Origin of the sequence: Nonomuraea montanisoli, from assembly GCF_013363975.1 — a bacterium.
In the GTDB taxonomy this organism is placed as follows: domain Bacteria; phylum Actinomycetota; class Actinomycetes; order Streptosporangiales; family Streptosporangiaceae; genus Nonomuraea; species Nonomuraea montanisoli.
In genome coordinates, this window is the sequence record NZ_JABWGN010000004.1 from 38,030 (window position 1) to 60,402 (window position 22,373).

The window sequence follows — 22,373 nt, forward strand, 5'->3', positions numbered from 1 at the left end:
AGCCCCGACGGCGCCGGGATCGAGATTGCCGTCGCCGGGGTCCACGTCCGCGAAGACAGGGACGGCGTTCTGCGCCAAGATGGGGGCCACAGTCCCGAAGTCCGTGATCGGCGTCGTGATGATCTCGCCCTCGGGGTTCGGCGCGGCCGCCACGACCGGCAGGTGGAGGGCCGCGGTGCCCGAGCTGCAGGAGATCGCATGAGGGAGGCCGTACATCCGCGCGACCTCCGCTTCGAGCAGCCGGGCCTCGGCGCCCCACGGGAACTTCACCGGGACAGCCCGCAGAGTACGATTGCGGTCTTGACCGAAATGGGCGGAGAGGGAGACGCGGGTGGGAATCGTCATCGGGGTCGTCGGCCCGCATGATCTGGTCGACGACGTCGCGGCCACGTGCGAGGACCAGCCCGGCCTCACCGCGTTGCGCCTGGACTACGACCACGAGTCCCAGGCGCCCGCGATCGTCGAGGCGCACACCCCGTCCGTGGAGGGATGGCTGTTCACCGGCATCGTCCCGTACATGCTGGCCCGCGACGCCGGCGTGCTGACGCGCCCGGCGGCGTTCGTCGACTACTCGGGCGCGACGCTGCTGAGCGCCCTCGTACGGCTCCAGCACGAGGGCGTGGACGTGACCCGGCTGTCCATCGACACGCTCTCGGCCGCCGACGTGACGACGACGTTCGCCGAGGCCGGCCTGCCGAGCGACGCCCTGCGCACGCTCCCCTACCGGCCGGAGATGACCTCCAGGAACGCCATCGCCTTCCACCGCCGCCACCTCGGCCATCCGGTGATCACCTGCCTGAGCAGCGTCCACGAGGCGCTGCGCGGCGAGATGCAGGTGCTGCGGCTGGTGCCGTCGGTCCACTCGGTCCGCGTCGCGCTGCGCCAGCTCCTGCTGACGGCCGAGGGCCAGGCCCAGGAGGACGCGCAGATCGCGCTCGGGCTGATCGAGGTGGCCAACGAGGAGGGCCTGCTGCGCGAGGCCGCCGCGCTGGGCGGCACGATCGCGGCCTTCCGCGGCGGCACGCACCTGCTGGTGACCACGCGCGGCCCGCTGCACGAGGCCACCGGCGGCTTCACCTGCCTGCCCATGCTGGCGCGGCTGGCCGGTCAGAACGCCGCGGTCCGCATCGGCTTCGGCCTGGGGCGCAGCGCGGCCGAGGCGGAGAGCCTGGCCCGCCGGGCGCTGGCCCGGGCGCGCCGCATCGGTGAGGTGGCGGCCGTGCTGTCGCTGCGGGCCGACACCGACATCGTGCTGGAGTCGGTGCCGGCGGCCCCGGCGGCCGAGCACAACCTGCCGGTCATCGCGCGCCGGGTGGGCCTGTCGGTCCCCACGCTGGAGAAGCTGCTGGAGGCGCGGGCCGCCGCCGGGGACGAGCCGCTCACCACCCGCGAGATCGCCGACCGCCTGGCCGTGCAGCAGCGCACCGCGCGGCGCATGCTGCACCGGCTGGAGCTGGCCGGGCTGGCCGAGCGCACCGGCAACCTGACCAGCGGCTCCAGCGGCCGCCCGCTCACGCTGTACCGCCTGACCCTCTGACGCGCGCCCGCGGGTTGAGCACGGTCAGCATCACCCCGTCGGGCCCGGTCAGCACCACCCGTCGGGCCCGGTCAGCATCACCCCGTCGGGCACGGTCGCCAGCGCCTCGGCCAGGCTCGAGACGACCACCGCCGAGGGGTGCTCGGCGGTGAGGCGCCCCAGCCGCAGCCGCCCCGCCGCCGCCCCGCTCACGGATCACCCCACGGCTAGCGGGCGGCCGCGCCCTGGACCATCTCCCGTAGCTGCGCCTCCTGGTCCTGGCTGAGCGAGGTCTGGAGGATGTGCCCGCCGTACGGCTGGATCTCGGGGATGACCTTGTCCGGGGTGCTCCGCACGACGAGCACGAACAGCGCGGCCGTGCCGGGCTCCATCTTGGCGGCGATCTGCCGCATGAACTCGTCGTTGACCCCGACGTCGGTCATCGCGCCGCCGGCGGCCCCGGCCGCGGCGCCGAGCGCCATCCCGAACAGGGGCATGAAGAACAGCAGGCCGATCAGGCCGCCCCACAGCGCGCCGCTCGCGGCCCCCATGCCGGTCATGTTGGCGCTCTGGTGCAGCTTGATCTTGCCGTCGGTGCGCCGCTCGACGACGGCCACGTCCTCCATGGTGATGAGGTTCTGCCGCTGCAGGTCGAGGAGACGGTCACGGACCGAGGTGGCGGTGGCGACGTCGGGGTAGGCGATGACGATGAGATTGCTCATGGCTCTCTTCCTTCTGGGTTACCGAGCCATGGGGACATTTCCGGATCTCGGCCGACGTATAGCCACAATGAGGTAAAACGCCTTACAGAACCGCCCGTGCCGCATCAATGGATTCATCGGGATCCTGTGCGCATCCTCCCGCGTTCCCCATGGTGAGCCCAATTCCTGACGGAGAGACGACAGTCGGTTTTTACGATGCCGGACGGGGGGCATTGACCATGGTCCGACAGCTTTTTCCGCGGGTGGTGCGGGATTCGACGGAGGCACCCATGGGTTGCTTGTTCGCCATATTCGCCGGGATTTTTCCGCGAATGGCCGTCTTCATCCTCTGGATCGCGCGGCCGGCGCTGGTGGGCGCGGTCTTCCACACGTGGATCTGGCCCCTGCTCGGGCTGATCTTCCTGCCGTTCGCGACCCTCATGTACATCATCCTGTCCATCTCCGGCGCCCACCTCAGCGGCGGGGACTGGGTCTGGATCGCGCTGGCGGTGGTGCTGGACCTGCTGCACTGGGCGAGCATGGCGGCGCGCAACCGCATGATGCCGGGCTACTCCCAGCCGCCGCCCGGCTATCCCCGGACCTGACCGGCGAGGCGACGGGAGGCACCCATGTGCAGGTGGATGGCGTACAGCGGAGACCCGATCCTGGCCGACGAGCTGCTGTACCAGCCCGTGCACTCGGTCATCGACCAGAGCATGCACGCCAGGCTCGGCCCCAACACCACGAACGGCGACGGTTTCGGCATCGGATGGTACGGCGAGGGCGTCGCACCCGCCGTGTTCAAGAGCATCCTGCCGGCGTGGAACGACCGCAACCTGCGCGAGCTGGCCGGCGAGATCCGCACGTCCCTGATGTTCGCGCACGTCCGCGCCTCGACCGGCACGGCGGTGGAGCGCAGCAACTGCCATCCGTTCCGGTACGGGCGCTGGCTGTGGATGCACAACGGGTTCATCAAGGAGTTCTTCCGGCTCAAGCGCGACCTGGTCATGGCGGTGGACCCGGTGCTGTACCCGGCCATCGAGGGATCGACCGACTCGGAGGTGCTGTTCTTCCTGGCGCTCACCTTCGGCCTGCCCGACGACCCGCCGGGCGCGGTGGCCCACGCCGTCGGCCTGGTCGAGGAGATCGCCCGGCGCCACGGAATCGACGACCCCGTCCAGATGACCGTGGCCACCGCCGACGGCGAGCGGCTCTGGATGTTCCGCTACGCCAGCGTGGGAACGCCCAGATCGCTGTTCTACTCCACCGGCGTCTCCCAGCTCCGCGCGCTCCACCCGGAGCTGGACGCCCTGCGGCAGCTCGGCCCGAAGTCACGCTTCGTGGTCTCCGAACCGCTGCGCGACCTCAAGGGCGCCTGGAACGAGCTCCCCGAGAGCACCTACGGCGTCGTCCACGACGGACGCTACGAACTGCACGCGTTCGTACCGGTCTCCCCCGTTCACGCCCCGTAGGGCGGGACGGGGCGGGCGGCGAGCCCGTCGGCCCGGTCACCGCGGTCGAGCTGCTCGTCGAGGGCCATGGCCGCGGCGACGAGCGCCAGGTGGGTGAACGCCTGCGGGAAGTTGCCGAGCTGCTCCCCCGACGGGCCGATCTCCTCGGCGAACAGGCCGACGTGGTTGGCGTAGGTGAGCATCTTGTCGAAGGCGTAGCGGGCCTGCCGCACCCGCCCGGCGCGGGCGAGGGCCTCGACGTAGAGGAAGCTGCACAGGTTGAACGTCCCCTCCGAGCCGCGCAGCCCGTCCGGCGAGGCGACGGGGTCGTAGCGGTAGACGAGGCTGTCGCTGACGAGCTCCTGGTCCATGGCGTCCAGGGTGCTCAGCCAGGCCGGGTCGCGCGGGGAGACGAAGCCGACGCGGGGCATGAGCAGCAGCGAGGCGTCCAGGACGTCGGTGGCGTAGTGCTGGACGAACGCCTGCCGCCGCGCGTTCCAGCCGCGCCGCACGATCTGGTTGAAGACGGTGTCACGCGTGTTCGTCCAGCGGACGACGTCGGCGGGACGGGAGTAGGTCGTCGCCATGCGGATGCCGCGGTCGAAGGCGACCCAGGTCATCAGGCGGCTGTAGGTGAAGTCCTGGCGCCCGCCGCGGGTCTCCCAGATGCCCTCGTCGGGCCGGTCCCAGGTGTCGGCCAGCCAGTCCAGGAGCCGGACGAAGGCCCGCCAGCCGTGGATGCCGCCGATGTCCTGGGCCTGGGCCAGCGCGTCGGCGGCCTCGCCGTAGATGTCGAGCTGGATCTGGTCGGCGGCGGCGTTGCCGGCCCGGACCGGCGCCGACTTCTGGTACCCCTCCAGGTGGTCGAGGGTCTCCTCGGTCAGGTGGGGGTCGCCGTCGATCCGGTACATGATCTGCAGCGGCTCGCCGGAGGCCGTGCCGCCGGCGTCGAGGCGGTCGCGCAGCCAGGTGCGGAAGGCGTGGGCCTCCTCGGTGAAGCCGAGGTCGATCAGGGCCCGGACCGAGAGGGAGGCGTCGCGGATCCACGTGTAGCGGTAGTCCCAGTTGCGCTCGCCGCCGATCTGCTCCGGCAGGCCCATGGTGGCGGCGGCGATCGGCGCGCCGGTGGGCGCGTACGTGAGCAGCTTGAGGGTGATCGCCGAGCGGTTGACCATCTCCTGCCAGCGCCCGCGGTAGCGGGAGCCGCGCAGCCAGCCGAGCCAGAAGTCGTGGCACGCCTCGATGCCGCCGCGCACCTCGGCGGCCGTCAGCGGGCTCGGGGAGTGGGCGCCGGCGCGGTCGGCGGTCAGGGTGATCGCGGCCGTCTCGCCCGCCTGGAGGGTGAACTCGGCGACGACGTCCTCGCCCTCGGGGCGCAGGGTGATGCGGTCGCTGGCCCTCAGGTGCAGGTCCGTGCCGGGACCGCGGAAGAGGGCGGAGCCGTCGTCGAGCATGGTCAGGGTGTGCGCCGCCCGCGCGTAGTCGAAGCGGGGGCGGCAGGCGAGGGTGAAGGGCAGGCTGCCGCGCACGACCCGGGCGACGCGCATGACGCGGTGCCGGTCGGAGGGGACGGCGGAGAGGTTCGGCTCCATGAAGTCGGCGACCTCGCCGACGCCGCTCGGCGCCATGTAGCGGGTCACCAGGATCGCGGTGTCCGGCAGGTAGAGCTGGCGGACGCTCTCCCCGGCGATGAGGTCGAGGTCGGCGGCGAAGCGGAAGTGGCCGCCGCGCTCGCTGTCGAGCAGGGAGGCGAAGACGCTCGGGGAGTCGAAGCGGGGGGTGCACCACCAGTCGATGGTCCCCGTGCCGGAGACGAGCGCGGCGGTCTGCAGGTCTCCGATCATGCCGTGGTCCGCGATCGGCGGATAGTCGTTCATGGATGCCCCCGTCCCTCGCCGGATCCGCTGCCGGGCTGCCTCCGCCGCGCGGATGGTCACCGGCGACAGCAGGATTACCTCAGCCCCTAAAGGGACATATACCTACATTCCAGACATTTTCTACGACGTATCGGCACTCTTTTCGGAGTCAGGTCGGAACCTCCCCCCTGGGCGCACGTCCGCCGGGACGACCGGCGGCTTTCCGCAACGGAGGACGCAGCCGTGGAAACGACGCATGACGGCCACCGCGCGTGGCACGCGCTCGACACGGCGACGGTGACCCGGGAGCTCGGCGTCCGGCCCGAGCGCGGTCTCACCTCCGAGGACGCGAGCGACCGGCTGCGGACCCACGGCCCGAACCGGCTGGCGAGCCGGAAGAAGGAGTCGGTCCTGCAGGCGTGGCTGCGCCAGTACCGCGACTTCATGCAGATCGTGCTGCTCGCCGCGGCGGTGATCAGCCTGCTCGTCACGCACGAGGCCGGGACCTCCGTCGTCCTCGCCGGGCTCACCGTCTTCAACGCGGTGGTCGGGCTGCGCCAGGAGGCGAAGGCCGAGGAGAGCGTGCAGGCGCTGGCCCAGATGATGAAGACGGTCGCCCGGGTCCGCCGGGACGGCCAGCCGGTCGAGGTCGACGCCGAGCAGCTCGTGCCGGGCGACGTGGTGCTGGTCGAGGCGGGCGACCGGGTGCCCGCGGACGGCCGGATCTGCCTCGCCGCGGCCCTGGAGATCGAGGAGTCCGCCCTCACCGGCGAGAGCCTGCCGGTGGCCAAGCGGACCGGCCCGGTGCCCGAGGGGGACGTGCCGCTCGGGGACCGCGTCTGCCTGGCGTACATGAACACCTCCGTCACCCGGGGACGCGGCGAGTTCGTCGTCACCGAGACCGGGATGGACACCGAGATCGGCCACATAGCGGGCCTGCTCGCCGGCACGGAGGCCGACAAGACGCCGCTGCAGAAGCAGCTCGACGGCCTGTCCAAGATCATCGCCACGATCGCCGGGATCGCCCTCGCCCTCGTGGTCGTGCTCGGCCTGATCCGGGGCAAGCCGTTCGACGTCCTGTTCATCACCGGCGTGGCGCTCGCGGTCGCCGCCATCCCGACGGGCCTGCCGGCGGTCGTGACGGCGCTGCTGTCGATCGGCACCCGCGAGATCGCCCGCCGCAACGCGATCATGAAGCGGCTCCCCGCGGTGGAGACCCTCGGCTCCACCTCGATGATCTGCTCGGACAAGACGGGCACGCTGACGCTCAACAAGATGACGGCCCGCGAGATGGTGATCCCCGGGCTGAACCGCTACGCCGTCTCCGGCGAGGGGTACGGCACCGCCGGGGAGATCAAGCACGTCGGCGGGGCGCACGTCGACCTCGACCCGTACCTGCTGCCGATGGTCCTGTGCGCGGACGCCGTCCTGGACGGCGAGAGCCTGATCGGCGACCCGACGGAGGGCGCGCTCATCGTGCTGGCCGCCAAGGGCGGCCTCGACCTCGACAGCACGCGCAGCAGCTACCCGCGCGTCGGGGAGGTCCCGTTCGACGCGGACTACAAGTTCATGGCGACCTTCCACGAGATGACCGGCCCGGACGGGAAGCCGGTCGTCCGCTGCTACGTCAAGGGCGCCCCCGACGTGCTCATCGCCCGCGCCGCCACCTACCGCTCCCCGGACGGGACCCTCGTCCCGGTGACGGACGCCAACCGCCCGCTCGCGCTGGAGGCCAACGACCGCATGGCCGGCGCCGGCGAGCGGGTCATGGTCGTGGCCCAGCGCGACCTCGACCCGGCGGCCTTCGACCCCGGCGGCGACCTGTTCGGCCTGGTGCGCGAGCTGACGCTGCTCGCGATGGTCGGGATCGTCGACCCCCCGCGGCCCGAGGCCAAGGCGGCGATCGCCACGTGCGCGCACGCCGGCATCCGGGTACGGATGATCACCGGCGACCACGTGACGACCGCGGGCGCCATCGCCCGCGAGCTCGGCATCCCCGGACGGGCGATCACCGGGGCCGAGTTCGCGGCCATGAGCGACGACGAGCTGCGCGCGCGCATCGACGAGATCGGGGTCGTCGCGCGGGTGGCCCCCGAGGACAAGCTGCGCCTGGTCCGGCTGCTCAAGCGCGCCGGCAACGTGGTCGCCATGACGGGCGACGGGGTGAACGACGCCCCCGCCCTGAAGGCCGCCGACATCGGCGTGGCGATGGGGATCACCGGCACCGAGGTGTCGAAGGAAGCCGCCGTCATGATCCTCACCGACGACAACTTCGCGACGATCGTCGGCGCCGTGGAGTACGGGCGCGCGCTCTACGACAACCTGCTCAAGTACCTGCGCTTCCAGATGTCCACCCTGGTCGCCTACATCGCGATCTTCATCGGGGCGGCCGCGTTCGGGATCGCCGGCGGCATCCCGCTCACCCCGCTGCAGATCCTGTGGGTCAACATGCTCATCGACATCCCGGTCGCGATCGCCCTCGGCTTCGACGAGCCGACGCGCGGCCTGATGAGCCGCGCGCCCCGGCCGGTCGGCGCGCCGGTGCTGTCGCGGGGGAACTGGGTGCGCCTGTGCGTCCAGGGGTTCGTCATGACCGTCGGGTCGCTGGCCGCGTACCAGATCGGGGCCCGGCAGGGCGGCGCCGTCGCGGGGGCCACCATGCTGCTGACGACGCTGTCGCTCTTCCACGTCGCGGCCGGGCTGCTGGCGCGCGACCAGGTGAACACGATCCTGTCGCGGGCGGCGCTGCCGGGACCGACGCAGCTGCGCCGGTACGCCCTCGCACTGATCCTCATCGTCGCGGTCACCGAGATCGGCCTGCTGCAGCGCATCTTCGGCACCACCGAGCTGGTCGTCGCCCAGTGGGCGACGTGCCTGGGGATCGCGGCGAGCCTCGTCGTGGTCGAAGAGCTGATCAAGGTCGTCCTGCGGCACCGCGTGCCCGCGGGCCGGGCCGCCGCGCCCGCCCCGAGAATCGTGCGGCTCACGCCGGAGAGCCGGCCATGACCAGCACGCCCGCCGCCTCCGGCTCGGCCGCCTCCGCGCGGAGCCTGCTGGCGCCGCTCGCGCTCGCGCAGTTCATCTGCAGCTTCGCCGGCTCGAACATGAACGTGATGATCAAGGACATCAGCGAGGACCTGGGCACGACCGTGAAGGGCGTGCAGATCACGATCACGCTGTTCCTGCTGATCATGGCGATCTTCATGATCCCCGGCAGCAAGCTGACCGACCGCTGGGGCCGCAAGCGGTGCTTCATGCTGGGACTCCTGCTCTACGGCGCCGGCGCCGTGCTCAGCATGGTCGCGCCCGGCCTCGGGATCCTGATCCTCGGCAACTCGGTACTGGAGGGCGTGGGCACGGCGCTGCTGATCCCGCCCGTCTACATCTTCGCGACGCTGGCCTACAGCGACACCGTCTCCCGGGCCCGGGCGTTCGGCGTGATCAGCGGGATGGGCGGCATCGGCGCGGCGGCCGGGCCGCTGATCGGCGGGTTCATCACCACGGCCGTCAGCTGGCGGGCCGCGTTCTTCTTCCAGACCGTCGTCATCGTGGCGATCATCCTGCTCAGCCGCCGGATCGTCGATCCCATCGCGCCGGACCCGGACCGCCCCTTCGACATCACGGGAGCAATCCTGTCGGCGGCCGGCATGTTCTTCGTCGTGTTCGGGATCCTCCAGGCCGACGAGAACGCCGGGCTCATGACGGTCTCGCTCGTCCTCGGCGTGGTGTTCCTGCTCTGGTTCTTCGCGCACGTGCGCTCCTGGGAGAGCGCGGGGAAGGAGCCGCTGCTGTCGACCGCGCTGTTCCGGGACCGCACCTCGAACCTCGGCCTGGTGACGCAGAACATCCAGTGGGTGCTGCTCATGGGCGTCTCGTTCGTCGTGGCCGTCTTCCTCCAGACCGTGCGCGGCTACAACGCGATCGAGACGGGCGTGATCTTCACCCCGGCGACCGTCGGCGTGCTCCTGTCCTCGCTGGCGGCGGAGCGCTTCGCCGCCCGGCGCTCCCAGAAGATGCTGATCGTGACGGGCTTCGCGGTGGCGGTGGCCGGGATCGCGGTCCTGCTCGCCCTGGTGCGGGTCTCGTCGAGCGTGATCGCCTTCGGCCCGGGGCTGCTGCTCATCGGGCTCGGCCTGGGGGTGTCGCTGACGCCGTCGGTCAACATCGTCCAGTCCAGCGTGCCCGAGAGCATGCAGGGCGAGATCTCGGGGCTGTCGCGCAGCGTCTCCAACCTCGGCTCGTCGTTCGGCACGGCGATCGCCGGCACGATCCTCGTCTCCGACCTGGCCTCCGGGAACCGCTCGTACGCGCTCGCGATGGCCACGCTGGCGGTCTTCGCCCTGGTCGGCCTGGCCGCCGCCGCACGCCTTCCCTCCCCCACGCGACCCGACCCGAAGGGGGTGCGCACGTGAGGGATCTCATCGCCATCGCCTATCCCGACAGGGCGGCCGCCGAGCTGGCCGAACGGCATGCCCGCGAGGCGGACGCGGAGGGCGCGCTCCAGGTCGAGGACCTGGTGCTCATGATCAGGGACGAGGACGGCACCGTCCAGGTGCGCCAGGGCGGGCCGGGCGTCGGCGTGGCGGTCACCGGCGGCGCCGTCTGGGGCGGCGTGATCGGGCTGCTGCTGCTCGCGCCGCTGTTCGGCATGGCGGTCGGCGCGGTCGCCGGCGGCGTCATCTGGAAGAGCGCGTTCGGCGACACGGGCGTGACGCGGGACTTCGTCGACGAGCTCCGCCAGGGCCTCCCGCCGGGTGGAGCCGCGCTGATCCTGCTCGTGCACGACCTGGCGCCCGAGGAGGTCCTGCCGCGTCTGCGGCAGCACGGCCAGGTGATCCGGACGTCGCTCAGCCCGGAGGCCGAGGCGCAGCTCGCGGCGGCTCTGGCGGCCGCCAGGCCGGAGCGGCCGCGGGCCTGACCGCTCGCGCCGGACGGGCGCGCGTCAGTGGTCGACGGTGAGCACGATCTTGCCGATCCGGGTGTCCGACTCCATGTGGCGGTGCGCCCGCACGACCTCCTCCAGCGGGAACGTGCGGTCCACCACGGGCCGGAACGCGCCCGAGCGCAGCCCCGAGGTCACGAACGCCACCGCCCGCTCCAGCCGGCGGGGGTCCCTGATGGTCTCCAGCACCGTGTACGTGCGCATGTTCAGGGCGGGCATGCCCAGGTCGAAGCCCGGGTACGGGGTCGGCTGCCCGCTCAGCGCCCCGTACAGGAACAGCGTTCCGCCCGGCGCCACGGCCCGCGCGAGGTCGGTGACGCCCGGCCCGGCCACGGCGTCGAAGACGTACTCGGCGCCCCTGCCGCCGGTCAGCTCCAGCACGCGGGCGGCCACGTCCTCCTCGTCGGAGACGATCACGTGGGCGGCGCCCTCCTTGAGCAGCCGCTCCTTCTTGCCGCCGGTGCGGGTGACGGCGATCGGCGTGGCGCCGACGCGGTTGGCCGTGTGGATGGCGGCCAGCCCGACACCGCTGGAGGCGGCGGTCAGCACCACCGCGTCACCAGGCCGCATGCCGCCCACCTCCACCAGCGCGCCGTACGCGGTGAGGTAGGGCATCCACACGGCGGCGCCGGAGACCGCGTCCAGCCCGTCGGGGCGGCGCACGAGCGCCGACGCGGGGACGACGGCCCGCTCGGCGTAGACGGCGTAGTCGTTCTGCGAGAACGCCGGCACGCTGCTGACCTCCTGGCCCGGCTCCAGCCCGGTCACCCCGGGGCCGACGGCCTCGACCACCCCGGCGGCCTCGGCCCCGAGCCTGCCCGGGAACCGCCTGACCGGCTCGATGTAGTGACCGCCGCGGAACAGCGCCTCGGCCCGGTTCACGCCGATCGCGTCCACCCGGATCAGCACCTCGCCCGGCCCCGGCTCTCCCGGCTCGACGTCCTCCAGCCGCATCACCTCGGGGCCGCCGATCTCGTGGAACAGCACCGTTCTCGCCATGTCCTCGTCCTTCGCTCTCCTGGGAACGGGGCAACTGAAGCACAGAAGTACGATCGTCGTCAAACTTCGATGAGTGTCGTACCATGGGGCTCATGGGACGTACGCCGCCGCACCCCGACGTGTCGCAGTTCGATCTCCAGCAGGTGCTGGAGGCCCTGGTCGACCCGGTACGCCGGAGCATCGTCACGCAGCTCGACGCCTCCGGTGAGGACCTCGCGTGCGGGACGTTCGACATCGCGGTCAGCAAGTCCACCGCGACCCACCACTTCAAGGTGCTGCGCGAGGCGGGCCTGATCCGGCAGTACTACGTCGGGACCTCGCGCATGAACGCGCTGCGCCGGGCCGAGATGGACGAGGCGTTCCCCGGCCTGCTCGACGCCCTGACCAGGCCCCGGGTCTCACTGCCGGCCTGACGTGCCGGCCTGATCGGGGGCCCGGGTCGGCGGGTCAGCCGGCGGCCCGGCCGGGAGAGACCAGGCCGGTCTCGTAGGCCAGGACGACGGCCTGGACCCGGTCGCGCAGTCCCAGCTTGGACAGGATCCGGGCGACGTGGGTCTTGACCGTCGTCGGGCTGAGCGTCAGCCGGTCGGCCAGCTCGGCGTTGCTCAGGCCGGTGGCCAGCAGCCGCAGCACCTCCAGCTCCCGCGGCGTCAGCTCCGACAGGTCGCCGTGGACGGCCGGCGCGGCCTCGGCGGGGCGGGCGAAGCGCTCCACCAGGCGGCGGGTGATCGCCGGGGCGAGCAGCGCGTCGCCGGAGCGCACCAGCCGTACCGAGGCCACCAGGTGCTCGGGGGTGACGTCCTTGAGCAGGAATCCGCTGGCGCCCGCGGTGAGGGCGGCGTAGACGTACTGGTCGAGGTCGTAGGTGGTCAGGATGAGCACGCGCGTGTCGTCGGCTCCCCCGGCCACGATCCGGCGGGTGGCCTCTATGCCGTCCATGTGCGGCATGCGGACGTCCATGAGCACGACGTCGGGCCGGGCCCGCCGTACGACGGCGACCGCCTCGGCCCCGTCGGCCGCCTCGCCCACCACCTCGATGCCGTCGGCCATGAGGATCATCCGGAAGCCGGTGCGGACCAGCGCCTGGTCGTCGGCGATCACGGCGCGCAGCGGACGGCTCTCCCCGCTCCCGCCGTCTTCTCCTGTCCCGCCGTGCGGGTTCACGTCGCCCTCCACGGGATCTCGGCCCTGAGGCGGAAGCCGCCGCCGGGCACGGGCGCCGCCTCCAGGGTCCCTCCGTAGAGGGCGACCCGCTCGCGCAGCCCGATCAGCCCGCGGCCGTTGCCGGTGCGCGACTGCGCGCCGGGCGTGCCGCCGGTGTCGGTGACCTCGATCTCCAGGCGGTCGCCGCGATGGCCGAGCGTGACGGCGGCCGCCGCGCCGGCCGCGTGCTTCATCGTGTTGGTCAGCGCCTCCTGCACCACCCGGTACGCGGCCAGCTCGACCCCGGCGGGCAGCGGCCCCTCCGGCAGGCAGAGCGTGAAGTCCACGGGCATGCCGGCGGCGCGGACCCGCTCGACGAGGCCGTCGAGCCGGTCGAGCCCCGGCTGCGGCTCCAGCCCGTCGTCCGCCCCGGCCGCGGCGGCGCTGTCCGGACCGGCCAGCAGGCCCATGACGTTGCGCAGCTCGGCCATGGCGGCGCGGCCACTGGCCTCGATCGCGACGAGCGCCTCCCGGGACTGCTCCGGGTGCGCGTCCATCACCTTGCGGGCGGCGCCGGCCTGGATCACCATCACGCTGACATTGTGGGTCACCACGTCGTGCAGCTCGCCGGCGATCCGCGAGCGTTCGGCCTGGACCGCCTCGCGCATGGCCTCCTCCTGGGCGCGCCGCATCTCGGCGATCCGGCGCCTGCTGTGCCGCCAGAACCGGATGAAACCGGCCAGCGCGCCGGCGCTGACCAGCACCACGTACGGTCCCAGCGCGCTCGGCAGGCTCGGCGTGATGCCCTGGGAGGCCGCACCGGCGAGCACGGCCGCGAGCAGCAGGGACGCCACCGCGGGCACCCGGTTGCCGCTGTGGGCCACGGCGCTGTACGCGGCGACGGCGACGGCCGCCACGGTGATCCACGTCTGCGCGCCGGTCATGGCCAGCGCCGCGGCCATGACCGCCCAGAACGTGCTCAGCGGATAGCGGCGCCGCACCGCCAGGGGCAACGTGGTGAGCGCCGCCAGCAGCAGGGGCGGCTCGTCCTCACCCTGCCAGAGGTCCACGACCGGAAGGGCCGGGGTGATCCGGATCTCCCCCGGCTGCGGCGGCTCGGGCGGCTCAGGGGGCTCGGGCGGCTCCGGCGGCTCCGGCGGGCGCACCCCCGTCCGCGCGGAGGTGAGCGGCGCGGGCGAGGTGAGCGGCGCGGTCCCGAGCCGCAGCAGTCCGGACACCGGCTCCGCCCGGTCCCCGGTCCCGTCGCCGGAGCCGTGGCCCGCCGCGAGCAGCGCCGCGACGGTCAGGACGGCCGCGAGCAGCGCGTCGGCGACCAGGGCCCCGCGGGACGGCCGGGCGGTCCGCGCCCGCGGCCGCACCATGTCGAGCAGCGACAGGCAGAGCAGCCGCAGGTCGAGCAGCGGCAGGTCGAGCAGCCGCCGCCACCGGGTCCGTCGTTCGTCAGCAGTCACCGGCACATTGTCGCGTCGGCATGATTCGTGGCGCATCGTCCTGAATGACCGGGGAGGCGTCCTTGAGGAGTACATCCCAGGGATGACCCGCTGCCCGGGTCGTCCGCGCGGGGTATCCAAGATCGGCGCGGCGGACGACGCCCGCGCGGGCCGCGGGCGCCTAGCTTCTTACCCGTCATAGAGCCGTCCACCGGGCCCTCCCGTCGAGGGCGGCCGTCTCATCGGAAGAACGGATGTTCCATGCGTCGCGTGACAGCGCTCCTCCTCGCGGGCGCCCTGGCCGCCGCGTCGGCCGCCTCCCCCGCCTGGGCCGGCCCCGCCGCCCCGGGGTCCGCCTCGAAGGCCCCGGCCGCCGCCCCGGACAAGCCGTACCTGCCGGAGCCGACCGGCCCGCACCCGGTCGGCGCCACGTCGCTCTACCTCAAGGACACCTCACGCCCCGACCCGTGGGTGCCCTCCGTGAAGGCGCGCGAGCTCATGGTCTCGCTGTGGTACCCGGCCCGTTCGCCCGGCCGGCAGCGGGCCCCGTACATGACGCCGAAGGAGTCGGAGCTCTTCCTCAAGGACGCGAAGCTGACCGGCCTCCCGCCCGCCCTGCTGAGCACGACGCGCACCAACGCCTTCACCGACGCGAAGCCGGCGGGGCACGCGCACGGCCTGCCCCTCGTCGTGCTCTCCCCCGGATCCAGCAAGCCCCGCAGCACGCTGACCGCCCTGGCCGAGGACCTGGCCAGCCGCGGGTACGTGGTGGCCTCGATCGACCACACCTACGAGACGGTCGCCACCACCTTCCCCGACGGCCGGGTCACCACCTGCGTCCCCTGCGAGGGCGACCACGACCCGTCGCTGTCCACGAAGCAGGTCAAGGTACGCGCGGCCGACGTCTCGTTCGTGCTCGACCGGCTGACCGGGCCGCGCCCGGCGTGGAAGGGCGGCCGGTTGATCGACAGGTCACGGATGGGCATGGCGGGCCACTCCATCGGGGGCGCGAGCACCGTGGCCGCGCTGGCCGCCGACTCGCGGCTGCGCGCCGGGATCGACATCGACGGCACCACGCCTCCCGACACCCTCACCCGCGAGCTGAAGCGGCCGTTCATGTTCTTCGGCAAGCCCGCCACGTACACCCCCGGGTCCGGCAACGAGTCGACCGCCACCTGGGAGCGCGACTGGAAGCTCATGACCGGCTGGAAGCGCTGGCTGCTGGTGACGGGCGCCGAGCACGCGTCGTTCAACGACGTCGGCGTCATCGCGGCCGAACTCGGCATCGACGTCGGCGCGGACCTGCCCGGGGAGCGAGGGCTGACGATCACCCGGACGTACGTCGCCGCCTTCTTCGACCGGCACCTGCTGAACAAGCCGCAGCCCTTGCTGGACGCGCCGTCGGCGCGCTACCCCGAGGTCAAGCACTGCGTCCCGGAACGGAAGACCTGCGCGTGACCGGCTGTACCTACCAGTATGTACACTCGGGGGCGTGGACACGAGGGAACGACTGATCGAGAGCACGCGTGAGCTGCTGTGGGAGCGGGGCTACGTGGGCACCAGCCCGAAGGCGATCCAGGAGCGGTCCAGAGCCGGTCAGGGCAGCATGTACCACCACTTCCACGGCAAGCCCGACCTGGCGCTCGCCGCGATCGCGCGCAGCGCCGAGGAGACGAGGAGCAGGGCCGAGGCCGAGCTCGACGGGCCCGGGAGCGCGGCCGGACGGATCGCCGCCTATCTGCGGCGGGAGCGGGAGGCCCTGCGGGGCTGCCCGGTCGGCCGCCTCACCCAGGACCCCGACGTGATGGCCGACCCCCGGTTGCGGGCGCCGGTCGAGGAGTACTTCACCTGGCTCACCGACCGGCTCGCGGGCCTGCTGGAGCAGGGGCGGGCGAGCGGCGAGCTCGGTCCCGGCCTCGACCCCGAGGCCACGGCCGCCGCGCTCGTCGCGGTGGTGCAGGGCGGCTACGTGCTGGCCCGCGCCGCCGGCTCGGCCGAGGCGTACGCGCGGGCCGTGGACGGCGCCCTCGCCCTGCTCACCGCCCACGCCCACCCGCCCGCGCGACCGGCCGAGCCGTCCGAGCGACCGCTTCAGGAGCCGTCCGCGCGGCCGCTTCGGAAGGAGGGCCGCTGACATGCCTCTCGTCCGCATCGACGCGCTCGGGGCCGACGCCGGCCGGCTCGACGCGCTCAGCCGGGCCGTGCACGAGGCCCTCGTCGAGACGATCGGCATCCCGGACGACGACCGGTTCCACATCCTCACCGGCCACGACGGCACCCGCAGCACGCTGCGCTACGACGACTACCTGGGCGTGCCCCGCGACGACGGCATCGTCTACGTCGTGATCACCATGCGCTCCGGCCGCACGCCCGCGCAGAAGCAGGCGATGTACCGGCGCATCGCCGAGCTCGCCCACGCCTACGCGGGCACCGAGCCGCGCAACGTGTTCGTCGCCGTGACCGAGAACGAGCCGATCGACTGGTCGCTCGGCCATGGCATCGCCCAGTACGTCACCCCTTCGGGGCAACCGCCGCTCAGCGCCCCTCACGCCCCCTCGGCGTAACCGCCTCGCGCTCCGCGCCGCCGGCCGGCTCGTGGCCGGTGGCGCTCCAGCCCTGTTCGAGCAGGCCGAAGACCACCGCCGCGGCCTCGCCCGGGTCGGCGTCCCGCTGGACGAGGTCGGCGGCCTCGAGCGCGAAGCGGGCCAGCGCGGCGCAGGCCAGGTCGCCGGCCGGCGCCTCGACCTCCTCGGCGACGGCGCGGGCGAGGGCGCTCTCGTGACGCATCCACATGCGCCGCGCGTACTCGCTCAGCGCCGGGGTGCCCTCGACCATGCGCGCGATGTGGGCGCCCCGCTCGTCCGCGGCGACCTTGACCGCCCATTCCAGGACGTGCGCGCGCAGGGCCGCGGGGATCGACCGGCCCGCGGGGCGCTCGCGCACCGCCGCGACGAGTGCGGCCTCGAGGTCGGCGTCGAGGTCGAAGACCAGGGCTTCCTTGCTGGGGAAGTGCTTGAACAGGGTGGTCACCGCCACGTCGGCGGCCTCGGCGACGTCCTTGACGCCGACGTTGTCGTAGCCGCGTTCGAGGAACAACCGCAGCGCGGCGTCGGCCAGTGCCTGGCGGGTCTGCGCCTTCTTGCGCTCGCGGCGCCCCAGGGGTTCGGTCACGCGCTCAGCGTATCGTCAACGCACATCCACTTCAAAAGACTAGTCACTACACTTTGTAAGTGGCTAGCGTTTCCTTCGCGACGCGCCGGGCTCCCGGCGCGTTCCCGACTCGAAGGGACCCTTGTGTCATGACCTCTCCCCGCATCGCCGTCGTCGGCGCCGGCATCGGCGGCCTCACCTGCGCCCGGACCCTCCAGCGGCACGGCCACCAGGTCACCGTGTTCGAACGCGAGACCTCAGCCGACGCCCGCCGGCAGGGCGGCATGCTGGACCTGCACGTCGACACCGGACAGGCCGCGCTGCGCGCCGCGGACCTGTTCGAGGAGTTCGCCGCCCTGGCCCGTCCCGAAGGGCAGGAGCTGCGCGGCCTGGACCCCGTCACGGGCGAGCTGACGCACCACGAACACCCCGTCGACGGGCCGGGCAACGCGCCCGAGATCGACCGCGGCCAGTTGCGCGGCCTGTTGCTCCGGTCCCTCGCCCCCGGCACGGTCCAGTGGGGACGCCCGGCCGCCGGGGTCACCCCGACCGGCGACGGGACCGCCCGCCTGCGCTTCGACGACGGCTCGACCGAGGAGTTCGACCTGGTCGTCGGCGCCGACGGCGCGTGGTCGCGGATCCGGCCCGCGCTGTCGGACGCGCGCCCCGCCTACACGGGCGACACCATCGTCGAGACCTTCCTCGACGACGAGACACCCGCCATCCCGCGCTGGCGCGCCTGGTCGGCAACGGCACCCTGGCGGCGAAGTCCGGCCGCACCATGCTGTCGGCCCAGCGCAACAGCGGCGGTCACATCCGCGTCTACGCCGGGCTCGTGGCCCCCTACGACTGGCACGTCACCGCCGGGGTGGACCTCGACGACGCCGCCGCCGTGCGCGACCACCTCCTCACGGTGTTCGACGGCTGGCACGACAGCCTGCTCGACCTCATCCGCGAGTCCGACGGCGGCTTCGTCAACCGGCCCCTGCACGTCCTGCCCGCCGGGCACACCTGGGACCACGTCCCGGGCGTCACCCTGCTCGGCGACGCCGCCCACCTCATGCCCCCGGCCGGCATCGGCGCCAACCTCGCCATGCTCGACGGCGCCGATCTGGCCGAGGCCGTCGTCGTCCACGGGGGCATCGACGAGGCCGTGCGCGCCTACGAGAACCGGATGCTGCCCCGGGCCGCGGCGGGCGCCCAGGCGTGCGCCGACCTGATCGCCGGCATGAGCGGCGACATGGTCGTCGGCGCGAACTCGGCCCGCCGGCACCTCAACGAGCGCATCAGGAGCGCCCAGCCCACCGGCTGAGCGCCCCTCACCCGCTCTCTTCCGGCCGCTACCTGTCGTCGCGCGGCGGCTCGTCCCGATCGAGAGGCCCCCGCGCGGTGTCGTGCGGCGGCTCCTCGACCGGGAAGAAGATCGCGCTGGCCAGGTGCGGGCTGCGGCCCGGGGCGGGCTCGTTGCGCCACCTGGCCGCCATGACCTCGCGCAGCTCGCCGATCATCTCGGCCAGCTCGTCGCGGCTCAGCCAGAGGACGCTCTGCCGGTAGCCCACCAGGTCGGCGAACGGATCGGCGCCCGGCCGGTCGAGGTAGGCGTTGAATGCGGCCATCAGGGCGGCCATCGCCGCGGCGAACCCGTGGCGGTGGTCGTCCAGGGACATCGACCGGGCCGCGTCCTCGTCGACGACCGTGCGCTCGCGCCGCAGCCGGTAGTGGCGTTCGACGACGCCGCGCACCCGCTGCTCCTCGGCGACCTCCAGCATCCCCGCCTCGGCCAGCAGGCCGACGTGGCGGTAGACGGTGGTCTTGGGGACGTCGGGCAGGCGCTCGCACAGCTCGGTCGTGGTGCGGGTCACGCCGCCGGACATGGCCCAGACGATGCGCAGCCGGATCGGGTGCAGGAGCAGGTCAAGCGTATCCACGTCCCAATATTTCCACATCTGGTACTGTTCCCAAAGTTGGGAACATAGGAGAGGGGCACGGAGTGACGATGAACACGTCGGCGGCGGCCGGGCTCAGCCCGGAGGCGGTGATCCCGCTGGACGCCCTCGATCCGGACGCGCCGCCGGACGACCTGGCCTGGCTCGACGAGGCGGTCGGCGACGCCCGGGTGGTGGCGATCGGCGAGAGCGCCCACTACAACCGCGAGTCCTACGAGCTGCGCCACCGCCTCCTGCGCCACCTGGCCGAGCGCCACGGCTTCGGCGCGTACGCGATGGAGAGCGGGTTCACCGAGGGGTGGCGGGCCGACGCCTGGGTCCGGGGAGCCGACGAGCCCCTCGGCGCGGTGATGGCCGGCGGCCTGACCTCCCTCATGGGGCTGTGGACCCCGATGCGCGCCCATCTGGAGTGGATGCGGCGGCACAACGCCACGGCCGCCCGCCCGCTCGCCTTCTACGGCATCGACCTGCCGGGGTCGGTGGCGTCCCCGCTGCCCGGGCTGGACGCCGTGCTCGCCTACCTGGCGGCCGCCGACCCGGACTTCCGTCCCGACCCGGGCCTCCGGGAGGGCGTCGCGGCCTTCGCCGCGCCGTCCCCGTTCTCCGCGCCCGCGGCCCTGGCCGCCTACACCGGCCTCGCCCAGGGGGCACGCGACGCGGTCACGGCCGCTCTCGCCGACCTGACCGCGCGCCTGACGAGCCGCCGTCTGGCCTGCGTCGCGAGGACCGGCGCCGCCGCGTACGAGCGCGCCCTGCACACACTGCGCCTCACGGTCACCCTCGACGCCGTCGTACGGGCGCTGGCGCGCGGCGACCACCAGGGCGCGATGAACGCGCGCGACGCCGCGATGGCCGACACGGTCGACTGGATCCTGGCCCGCGAGGAGCGGATCGTCCTGGCCGCCCACAACGGCCACCTCCAGCGCGGGCCCGGCGTCCTTCCCGGCATGCCGCCCATGATGCCGCTCGGCCTGCACCTGGCCGACCGGCTGGGCGACGGCTACCTCGTCATCGGCGCCACCTCGGGCACCGGCCAGATCCTCAACACCGGGCCCGACTTCTACACCGGCACGCTGTTCACGCCGATGGAGGCGCCCGAGCCCGGCAGCCTCGACGCGCTCATGCACGCCGCCGGCCACGACGGGCCGTTCGCCGTCGACCTGCGGCGCCTGTCGCCGGCCGACGCCGAGGCCGTCCGGGGCGCCGCGCGCCGGCGCGCCGGGGTCGGCTCCTTCTACGCCGAGCAGAACGCGCTGGAGTCGTTCGACCTCGTCGTCCATCTCTCCCGCGTCACGGCCGCCGAGCCGGACCAGGACGCGATCGCCCACGCCTCCGACGACGTGCGGCGGGCGTTCGCCGCCTGGACGGGCGGCGAGGGCTGAGCCGCCGGTCGGACAACTCTTAGGACGTGGGGTTCCGGGTGAGCAGGTGCGCCTTGAACCCCGCGCCGTACGTGCTGGTGGGGGTGCCGGCGTAGTCCTCGATGAGGACGTTGCCCTGGCTGCAGCCCCACGGGTTCCAGGTCCAGGCGGTGTAGCCGACGCCGTGCGCGTCGGCCCAGGCCATGACCTGGTCGATGTAGTCGTGGGCGCAGGAGTTCTGGCCGATCTCGCCGGCGTGCACGGGCACCTGCGCGGCCACGGCCCCGACCTGGCTGTCCCAGCAGGAGACGCTGGAGCAGGAGTTGAAGTTGTAGGTGTGCCAGGCGGCCATGAGGTTGCCGGTCGGGTCGGTGGGCTTGTAGGTCAGCCACTGGCTCAGGTCGTTGGACCAGGCCAGCCCGCCGAGCATGATCACGTTGGTGGCGCCGGTGGCGCGCACCGCGTTGACCAGGGACTGCATGCCGGCCACCTGGTAGCCGATGCCGGTGCAGGTGCCGCCGTCGCGCCAGCAGGTCCAGCCCGCGGTGGCGTTCCAGTTGGCGGCGGCGTCCGGGTACGGCTCGTTGAACAGGTCGAGGACGACCGCGTCGTCGCCCTTGAAGGCGTTGGCCACGCCGGTCCAGAAGGCGGGCGCGTACTGGGCGTCGGGCATGGGCTTCTGGCAGGTCGCGGCGGTGTCGGAGCAGCCGGCGCCCTGGCCGGTGTACTGACCGTGGCTCCAGTGCATCTCGACGATCGGGGTGATGCCGTTGGCGACGAGCAGGGCGACGTAGTCCTTGACGTTCTGCTGGTAGGCGGCGCCGCTGGGCGTGCCGGTGGTGCCGTTCCAGCATTCCTCGTTGAGCGGGATGCGTACGGCGTGGATGTTCCACGCCTTCATCGCCTCCACGGACGCCTGGTCGACGGGGCCGCTGTCCCACATGCCCTTGCCCTGCACGCAGGCGAACTCGCCACTGGCCCGGTTGACGCCGAGCAGGCGGTACGTGGAGCCCGTCGAGGTGACCAGCCGGTTGCCGGACACGCGCAGGGCGGGGGCCGCGCCGCCGGTGGGCGGGCCGTCGTTGTCGGCCTCGGTGGCGGTGACCGTGACGGAGGGCAGGCCGGAGGAGGCGACGACGATCGGCCTGCTGCCGTTGGTCCTGTCGCTGTCCTCGGCGGCGCCGAGCGTCACGCTCTGGGGGGTGTTCCAGGTGGCGGTGGTGAAGGTCAGGGAGGCGCCGCCGGTGACGGTGATGTCGCCGTCGCCGGCGCCCGCGGTGCTGGTGACGGTCACGTTGCCGGACGGCTGCGCCTGCAGGCGGACGGTGAAGGCGCCGGTGCTGCCCTCGGGCACGCTGACGCCGGTGGCGGAGACGACCAGGGCCTGCTGCGTGCCGCCGCCGTTGCCGGCACAGGAGACGGCGGGAGCGGTGTTGGCGCCGCCGGTGTAGGTGCCGTTGAAGCCGACGGTCCAGGTGGCGCCGGCGCCCTGGCGGGCGTTGTAGGACTCCGGTCCGACGGTGACGGCCGCGCCCGCAGGGGTGGGCGCGGCGGGGGCCGGCACGCCGCCCCACATCTGGGTGATCACCTGGTTGTCCGGGAAGTCGAAGCCGAGGGTCCAGGTCGTCAGCGGGTCACCGGTGTTGGTGACCGTGATGGTGGCGCCGAACGCGCTGCCGTTGTCCCAGCTCTTGGCGTACGAGGCCGAGCAGGAGACGGCGGCGCCGGCGGCGGTCGGGACGGCGGCGAGCCCGGATCCGGCGAGCAGGGCGGCGGCCGTCGCCGTCAGGGCCCGGTGCCAGGCGGTGCGAAGGATGGACATGGGGGTTCTCCGTGAGAATCGGCCCCTCCGAGATA

21 protein-coding genes and 2 pseudogenes are annotated in these 22,373 nt (G+C 73.0%); 13 read left to right on the plus strand and 10 right to left on the minus strand.

All coding sequences use genetic code 11. The annotated features are described in order from the left end of the window. Nucleotides 1–48 precede the first annotated feature (48 nt). Nucleotides 49–345: pseudogene (locus HTZ77_RS48120) on the minus strand (DegT/DnrJ/EryC1/StrS family aminotransferase); the annotation flags it as partial. On the opposite strand from HTZ77_RS48120, the gene HTZ77_RS09940 reads away from it, so the two are divergent. Then, entirely contained in the window at nucleotides 332–1,537 is a 1,206-nt protein-coding gene (locus HTZ77_RS09940; protein ID WP_175589224.1) for a response regulator, read from the plus strand. The pseudogene HTZ77_RS48120 and the gene HTZ77_RS09940 overlap by 14 nt on opposite strands. 48 nt (nucleotides 1,538–1,585) lie before the next feature. On the opposite strand, the gene HTZ77_RS09945 is transcribed toward HTZ77_RS09940, so the two are convergent. Together HTZ77_RS09945 and HTZ77_RS09950 are read right to left on the minus strand one after the other, a co-directional pair. Then, on the minus strand, nucleotides 1,586–1,729 hold the full coding sequence (locus tag HTZ77_RS09945; RefSeq protein WP_175589225.1) for a hypothetical protein: 144 nt from the start codon (nucleotides 1,727–1,729) through the stop codon (nucleotides 1,586–1,588). A gap of 14 nt (nucleotides 1,730–1,743) precedes the next feature. Further along, the gene (locus HTZ77_RS09950) at nucleotides 1,744–2,238 is read right to left on the minus strand and encodes a DUF1269 domain-containing protein (RefSeq protein WP_175589226.1); all 495 of its coding nucleotides are present in this window, start codon (nucleotides 2,236–2,238) and stop codon (nucleotides 1,744–1,746) included. 311 nt (nucleotides 2,239–2,549) lie between these two features. Here HTZ77_RS09950 and HTZ77_RS09955 point away from each other — a divergent pair, with 311 nt between their 5' ends. Continuing rightward, nucleotides 2,550–2,822, plus strand: a complete 273-nt coding sequence (locus HTZ77_RS09955) for a hypothetical protein (protein ID WP_205302469.1) — start codon at nucleotides 2,550–2,552, stop codon at nucleotides 2,820–2,822. A 24-nt stretch (nucleotides 2,823–2,846) separates the two neighbouring features. After that, nucleotides 2,847–3,689 carry a class II glutamine amidotransferase gene (locus HTZ77_RS09960; protein ID WP_205302470.1) on the plus strand — a complete coding sequence of 281 codons (843 nt, stop codon included), beginning with the start codon at nucleotides 2,847–2,849 and terminating at the stop codon, nucleotides 3,687–3,689. Here the strand turns inward: HTZ77_RS09960 and HTZ77_RS09965 are convergent. Next, complete coding sequence (locus HTZ77_RS09965; RefSeq protein ID WP_175589229.1) at nucleotides 3,677–5,545, minus strand: glycoside hydrolase family 15 protein; 1,869 nt, start codon at nucleotides 5,543–5,545, stop codon at nucleotides 3,677–3,679. The genes HTZ77_RS09960 and HTZ77_RS09965 overlap by 13 nt on opposite strands. A 222-nt stretch (nucleotides 5,546–5,767) precedes the next feature. On the opposite strand from HTZ77_RS09965, the gene HTZ77_RS48125 reads away from it, so the two are divergent. Genes HTZ77_RS48125 through HTZ77_RS45945 form a run of 3 tightly spaced genes read left to right on the plus strand, consistent with a single transcriptional unit; the run spans nucleotide 5,768 to nucleotide 10,442 of the window. After that, the gene (locus HTZ77_RS48125) at nucleotides 5,768–8,530 is read left to right on the plus strand and encodes a cation-translocating P-type ATPase (protein WP_175589230.1); all 2,763 of its coding nucleotides are present in this window, start codon (nucleotides 5,768–5,770) and stop codon (nucleotides 8,528–8,530) included. After that, complete coding sequence (locus HTZ77_RS09975; RefSeq protein ID WP_175589231.1) at nucleotides 8,527–9,936, plus strand: MFS transporter; 1,410 nt, start codon at nucleotides 8,527–8,529, stop codon at nucleotides 9,934–9,936. The genes HTZ77_RS48125 and HTZ77_RS09975 overlap by 4 nt, the downstream gene beginning before the upstream one ends. Then, nucleotides 9,933–10,442 carry a DUF1269 domain-containing protein gene (locus tag HTZ77_RS45945; RefSeq protein ID WP_175589232.1) on the plus strand — a complete coding sequence of 170 codons (510 nt, stop codon included), beginning with the start codon at nucleotides 9,933–9,935 and terminating at the stop codon, nucleotides 10,440–10,442. Before HTZ77_RS09975 ends, HTZ77_RS45945 begins: the two co-directional genes overlap by 4 nt. A gap of 24 nt (nucleotides 10,443–10,466) precedes the next feature. On the opposite strand, the gene HTZ77_RS09985 is transcribed toward HTZ77_RS45945, so the two are convergent. Further along, a complete protein-coding gene (locus tag HTZ77_RS09985; RefSeq protein ID WP_175589233.1) occupies nucleotides 10,467–11,465 on the minus strand; it encodes a zinc-dependent alcohol dehydrogenase family protein in 999 nt (332 codons plus the stop codon). 92 nt (nucleotides 11,466–11,557) lie between these two features. On the opposite strand from HTZ77_RS09985, the gene HTZ77_RS09990 reads away from it, so the two are divergent. Beyond that, a complete protein-coding gene (locus HTZ77_RS09990; RefSeq protein WP_175589234.1) occupies nucleotides 11,558–11,878 on the plus strand; it encodes an ArsR/SmtB family transcription factor in 321 nt (106 codons plus the stop codon). Nucleotides 11,879–11,912: 34 nt separating this feature from the next. Here the strand turns inward: HTZ77_RS09990 and HTZ77_RS09995 are convergent, their stop codons facing one another. Both HTZ77_RS09995 and HTZ77_RS48130 read right to left on the minus strand, forming a co-directional pair. Further along, entirely contained in the window at nucleotides 11,913–12,629 is a 717-nt protein-coding gene (locus HTZ77_RS09995; RefSeq protein WP_175589235.1) for a response regulator, read from the minus strand. Beyond that, nucleotides 12,626–14,080, minus strand: coding sequence for a sensor histidine kinase (locus HTZ77_RS48130; protein WP_328808507.1), 1,455 nt, complete (start codon nucleotides 14,078–14,080; stop codon nucleotides 12,626–12,628). The genes HTZ77_RS09995 and HTZ77_RS48130 overlap by 4 nt, the downstream gene beginning before the upstream one ends. 240 nt (nucleotides 14,081–14,320) lie before the next feature. Between HTZ77_RS48130 and HTZ77_RS10005 the strand changes: the two genes are divergently transcribed. Genes HTZ77_RS10005 through HTZ77_RS10015 form a run of 3 tightly spaced genes read left to right on the plus strand, consistent with a single transcriptional unit; the run spans nucleotide 14,321 to nucleotide 16,623 of the window. After that, the gene (locus HTZ77_RS10005) at nucleotides 14,321–15,517 is read left to right on the plus strand and encodes an alpha/beta hydrolase family protein (RefSeq protein WP_175589236.1); all 1,197 of its coding nucleotides are present in this window, start codon (nucleotides 14,321–14,323) and stop codon (nucleotides 15,515–15,517) included. A gap of 34 nt (nucleotides 15,518–15,551) precedes the next feature. Further along, nucleotides 15,552–16,193 carry a TetR/AcrR family transcriptional regulator gene (locus HTZ77_RS10010; protein WP_175589237.1) on the plus strand — a complete coding sequence of 214 codons (642 nt, stop codon included), beginning with the start codon at nucleotides 15,552–15,554 and terminating at the stop codon, nucleotides 16,191–16,193. Nucleotide 16,194: 1 nt separating this feature from the next. Further along, nucleotides 16,195–16,623 (plus strand): tautomerase family protein, encoded by a 429-nt coding sequence (locus HTZ77_RS10015; RefSeq protein WP_175589238.1) that lies wholly within the window; start codon nucleotides 16,195–16,197, stop codon nucleotides 16,621–16,623. Here HTZ77_RS10015 and HTZ77_RS10020 read toward each other — a convergent pair. Then, nucleotides 16,595–17,230: a TetR/AcrR family transcriptional regulator gene (locus HTZ77_RS10020; protein ID WP_328808508.1), complete on the minus strand. Its 636-nt coding sequence runs from the start codon at nucleotides 17,228–17,230 to the stop codon at nucleotides 16,595–16,597. The genes HTZ77_RS10015 and HTZ77_RS10020 overlap by 29 nt on opposite strands. A 128-nt stretch (nucleotides 17,231–17,358) precedes the next feature. Between HTZ77_RS10020 and HTZ77_RS45955 the strand changes: the two are divergent. Beyond that, nucleotides 17,359–17,811, plus strand: a pseudogene (locus tag HTZ77_RS45955) (FAD-dependent oxidoreductase); the annotation flags it as partial. Nucleotides 17,812–17,990: 179 nt separating this feature from the next. Next, complete coding sequence (locus tag HTZ77_RS45960) at nucleotides 17,991–18,521, plus strand: FAD-dependent oxidoreductase (RefSeq protein ID WP_235994532.1); 531 nt, start codon at nucleotides 17,991–17,993, stop codon at nucleotides 18,519–18,521. Between the two features lie 28 nt (nucleotides 18,522–18,549). On the opposite strand, the gene HTZ77_RS10030 is transcribed toward HTZ77_RS45960, so the two are convergent. Beyond that, entirely contained in the window at nucleotides 18,550–19,137 is a 588-nt protein-coding gene (locus HTZ77_RS10030; RefSeq protein WP_175589239.1) for a helix-turn-helix domain-containing protein, read from the minus strand. A gap of 68 nt (nucleotides 19,138–19,205) precedes the next feature. On the opposite strand from HTZ77_RS10030, the gene HTZ77_RS10035 reads away from it, so the two are divergent. Beyond that, nucleotides 19,206–20,537, plus strand: a complete 1,332-nt coding sequence (locus HTZ77_RS10035) for an erythromycin esterase family protein (RefSeq protein ID WP_205302472.1) — start codon at nucleotides 19,206–19,208, stop codon at nucleotides 20,535–20,537. Between the two features lie 19 nt (nucleotides 20,538–20,556). Here the strand turns inward: HTZ77_RS10035 and HTZ77_RS47375 are convergent, their stop codons facing one another. Next, complete coding sequence (locus HTZ77_RS47375; RefSeq protein WP_205302473.1) at nucleotides 20,557–22,338, minus strand: cellulase family glycosylhydrolase; 1,782 nt, start codon at nucleotides 22,336–22,338, stop codon at nucleotides 20,557–20,559. Nucleotides 22,339–22,373: the final 35 nt, after the last annotated feature.

Coding starts and splice junctions, on each gene's coding strand:
- HTZ77_RS10015 (WP_175589238.1), top strand. CDS start 16,195: ATGCCTCTCGTCCGCATCGACGCGCTCGGGGCCGACGCCGGCCGGCTC.
- HTZ77_RS09960 (WP_205302470.1), top strand. CDS start 2,847: ATGTGCAGGTGGATGGCGTACAGCGGAGACCCGATCCTGGCCGACGAG.
- HTZ77_RS09990 (WP_175589234.1), top strand. CDS start 11,558: ATGGGACGTACGCCGCCGCACCCCGACGTGTCGCAGTTCGATCTCCAG.
- HTZ77_RS09950 (WP_175589226.1), bottom strand. CDS start 2,238: ATGAGCAATCTCATCGTCATCGCCTACCCCGACGTCGCCACCGCCACC.
- HTZ77_RS10035 (WP_205302472.1), top strand. CDS start 19,206: ATGAACACGTCGGCGGCGGCCGGGCTCAGCCCGGAGGCGGTGATCCCG.
- HTZ77_RS10005 (WP_175589236.1), top strand. CDS start 14,321: ATGCGTCGCGTGACAGCGCTCCTCCTCGCGGGCGCCCTGGCCGCCGCG.
- HTZ77_RS09955 (WP_205302469.1), top strand. CDS start 2,550: ATGGCCGTCTTCATCCTCTGGATCGCGCGGCCGGCGCTGGTGGGCGCG.
- HTZ77_RS09985 (WP_175589233.1), bottom strand. CDS start 11,465: ATGGCGAGAACGGTGCTGTTCCACGAGATCGGCGGCCCCGAGGTGATG.
- HTZ77_RS45960 (WP_235994532.1), top strand. CDS start 17,991: ATGCTGTCGGCCCAGCGCAACAGCGGCGGTCACATCCGCGTCTACGCC.
- HTZ77_RS09975 (WP_175589231.1), top strand. CDS start 8,527: ATGACCAGCACGCCCGCCGCCTCCGGCTCGGCCGCCTCCGCGCGGAGC.
- HTZ77_RS47375 (WP_205302473.1), bottom strand. CDS start 22,338: ATGTCCATCCTTCGCACCGCCTGGCACCGGGCCCTGACGGCGACGGCC.
- HTZ77_RS09965 (WP_175589229.1), bottom strand. CDS start 5,545: ATGAACGACTATCCGCCGATCGCGGACCACGGCATGATCGGAGACCTG.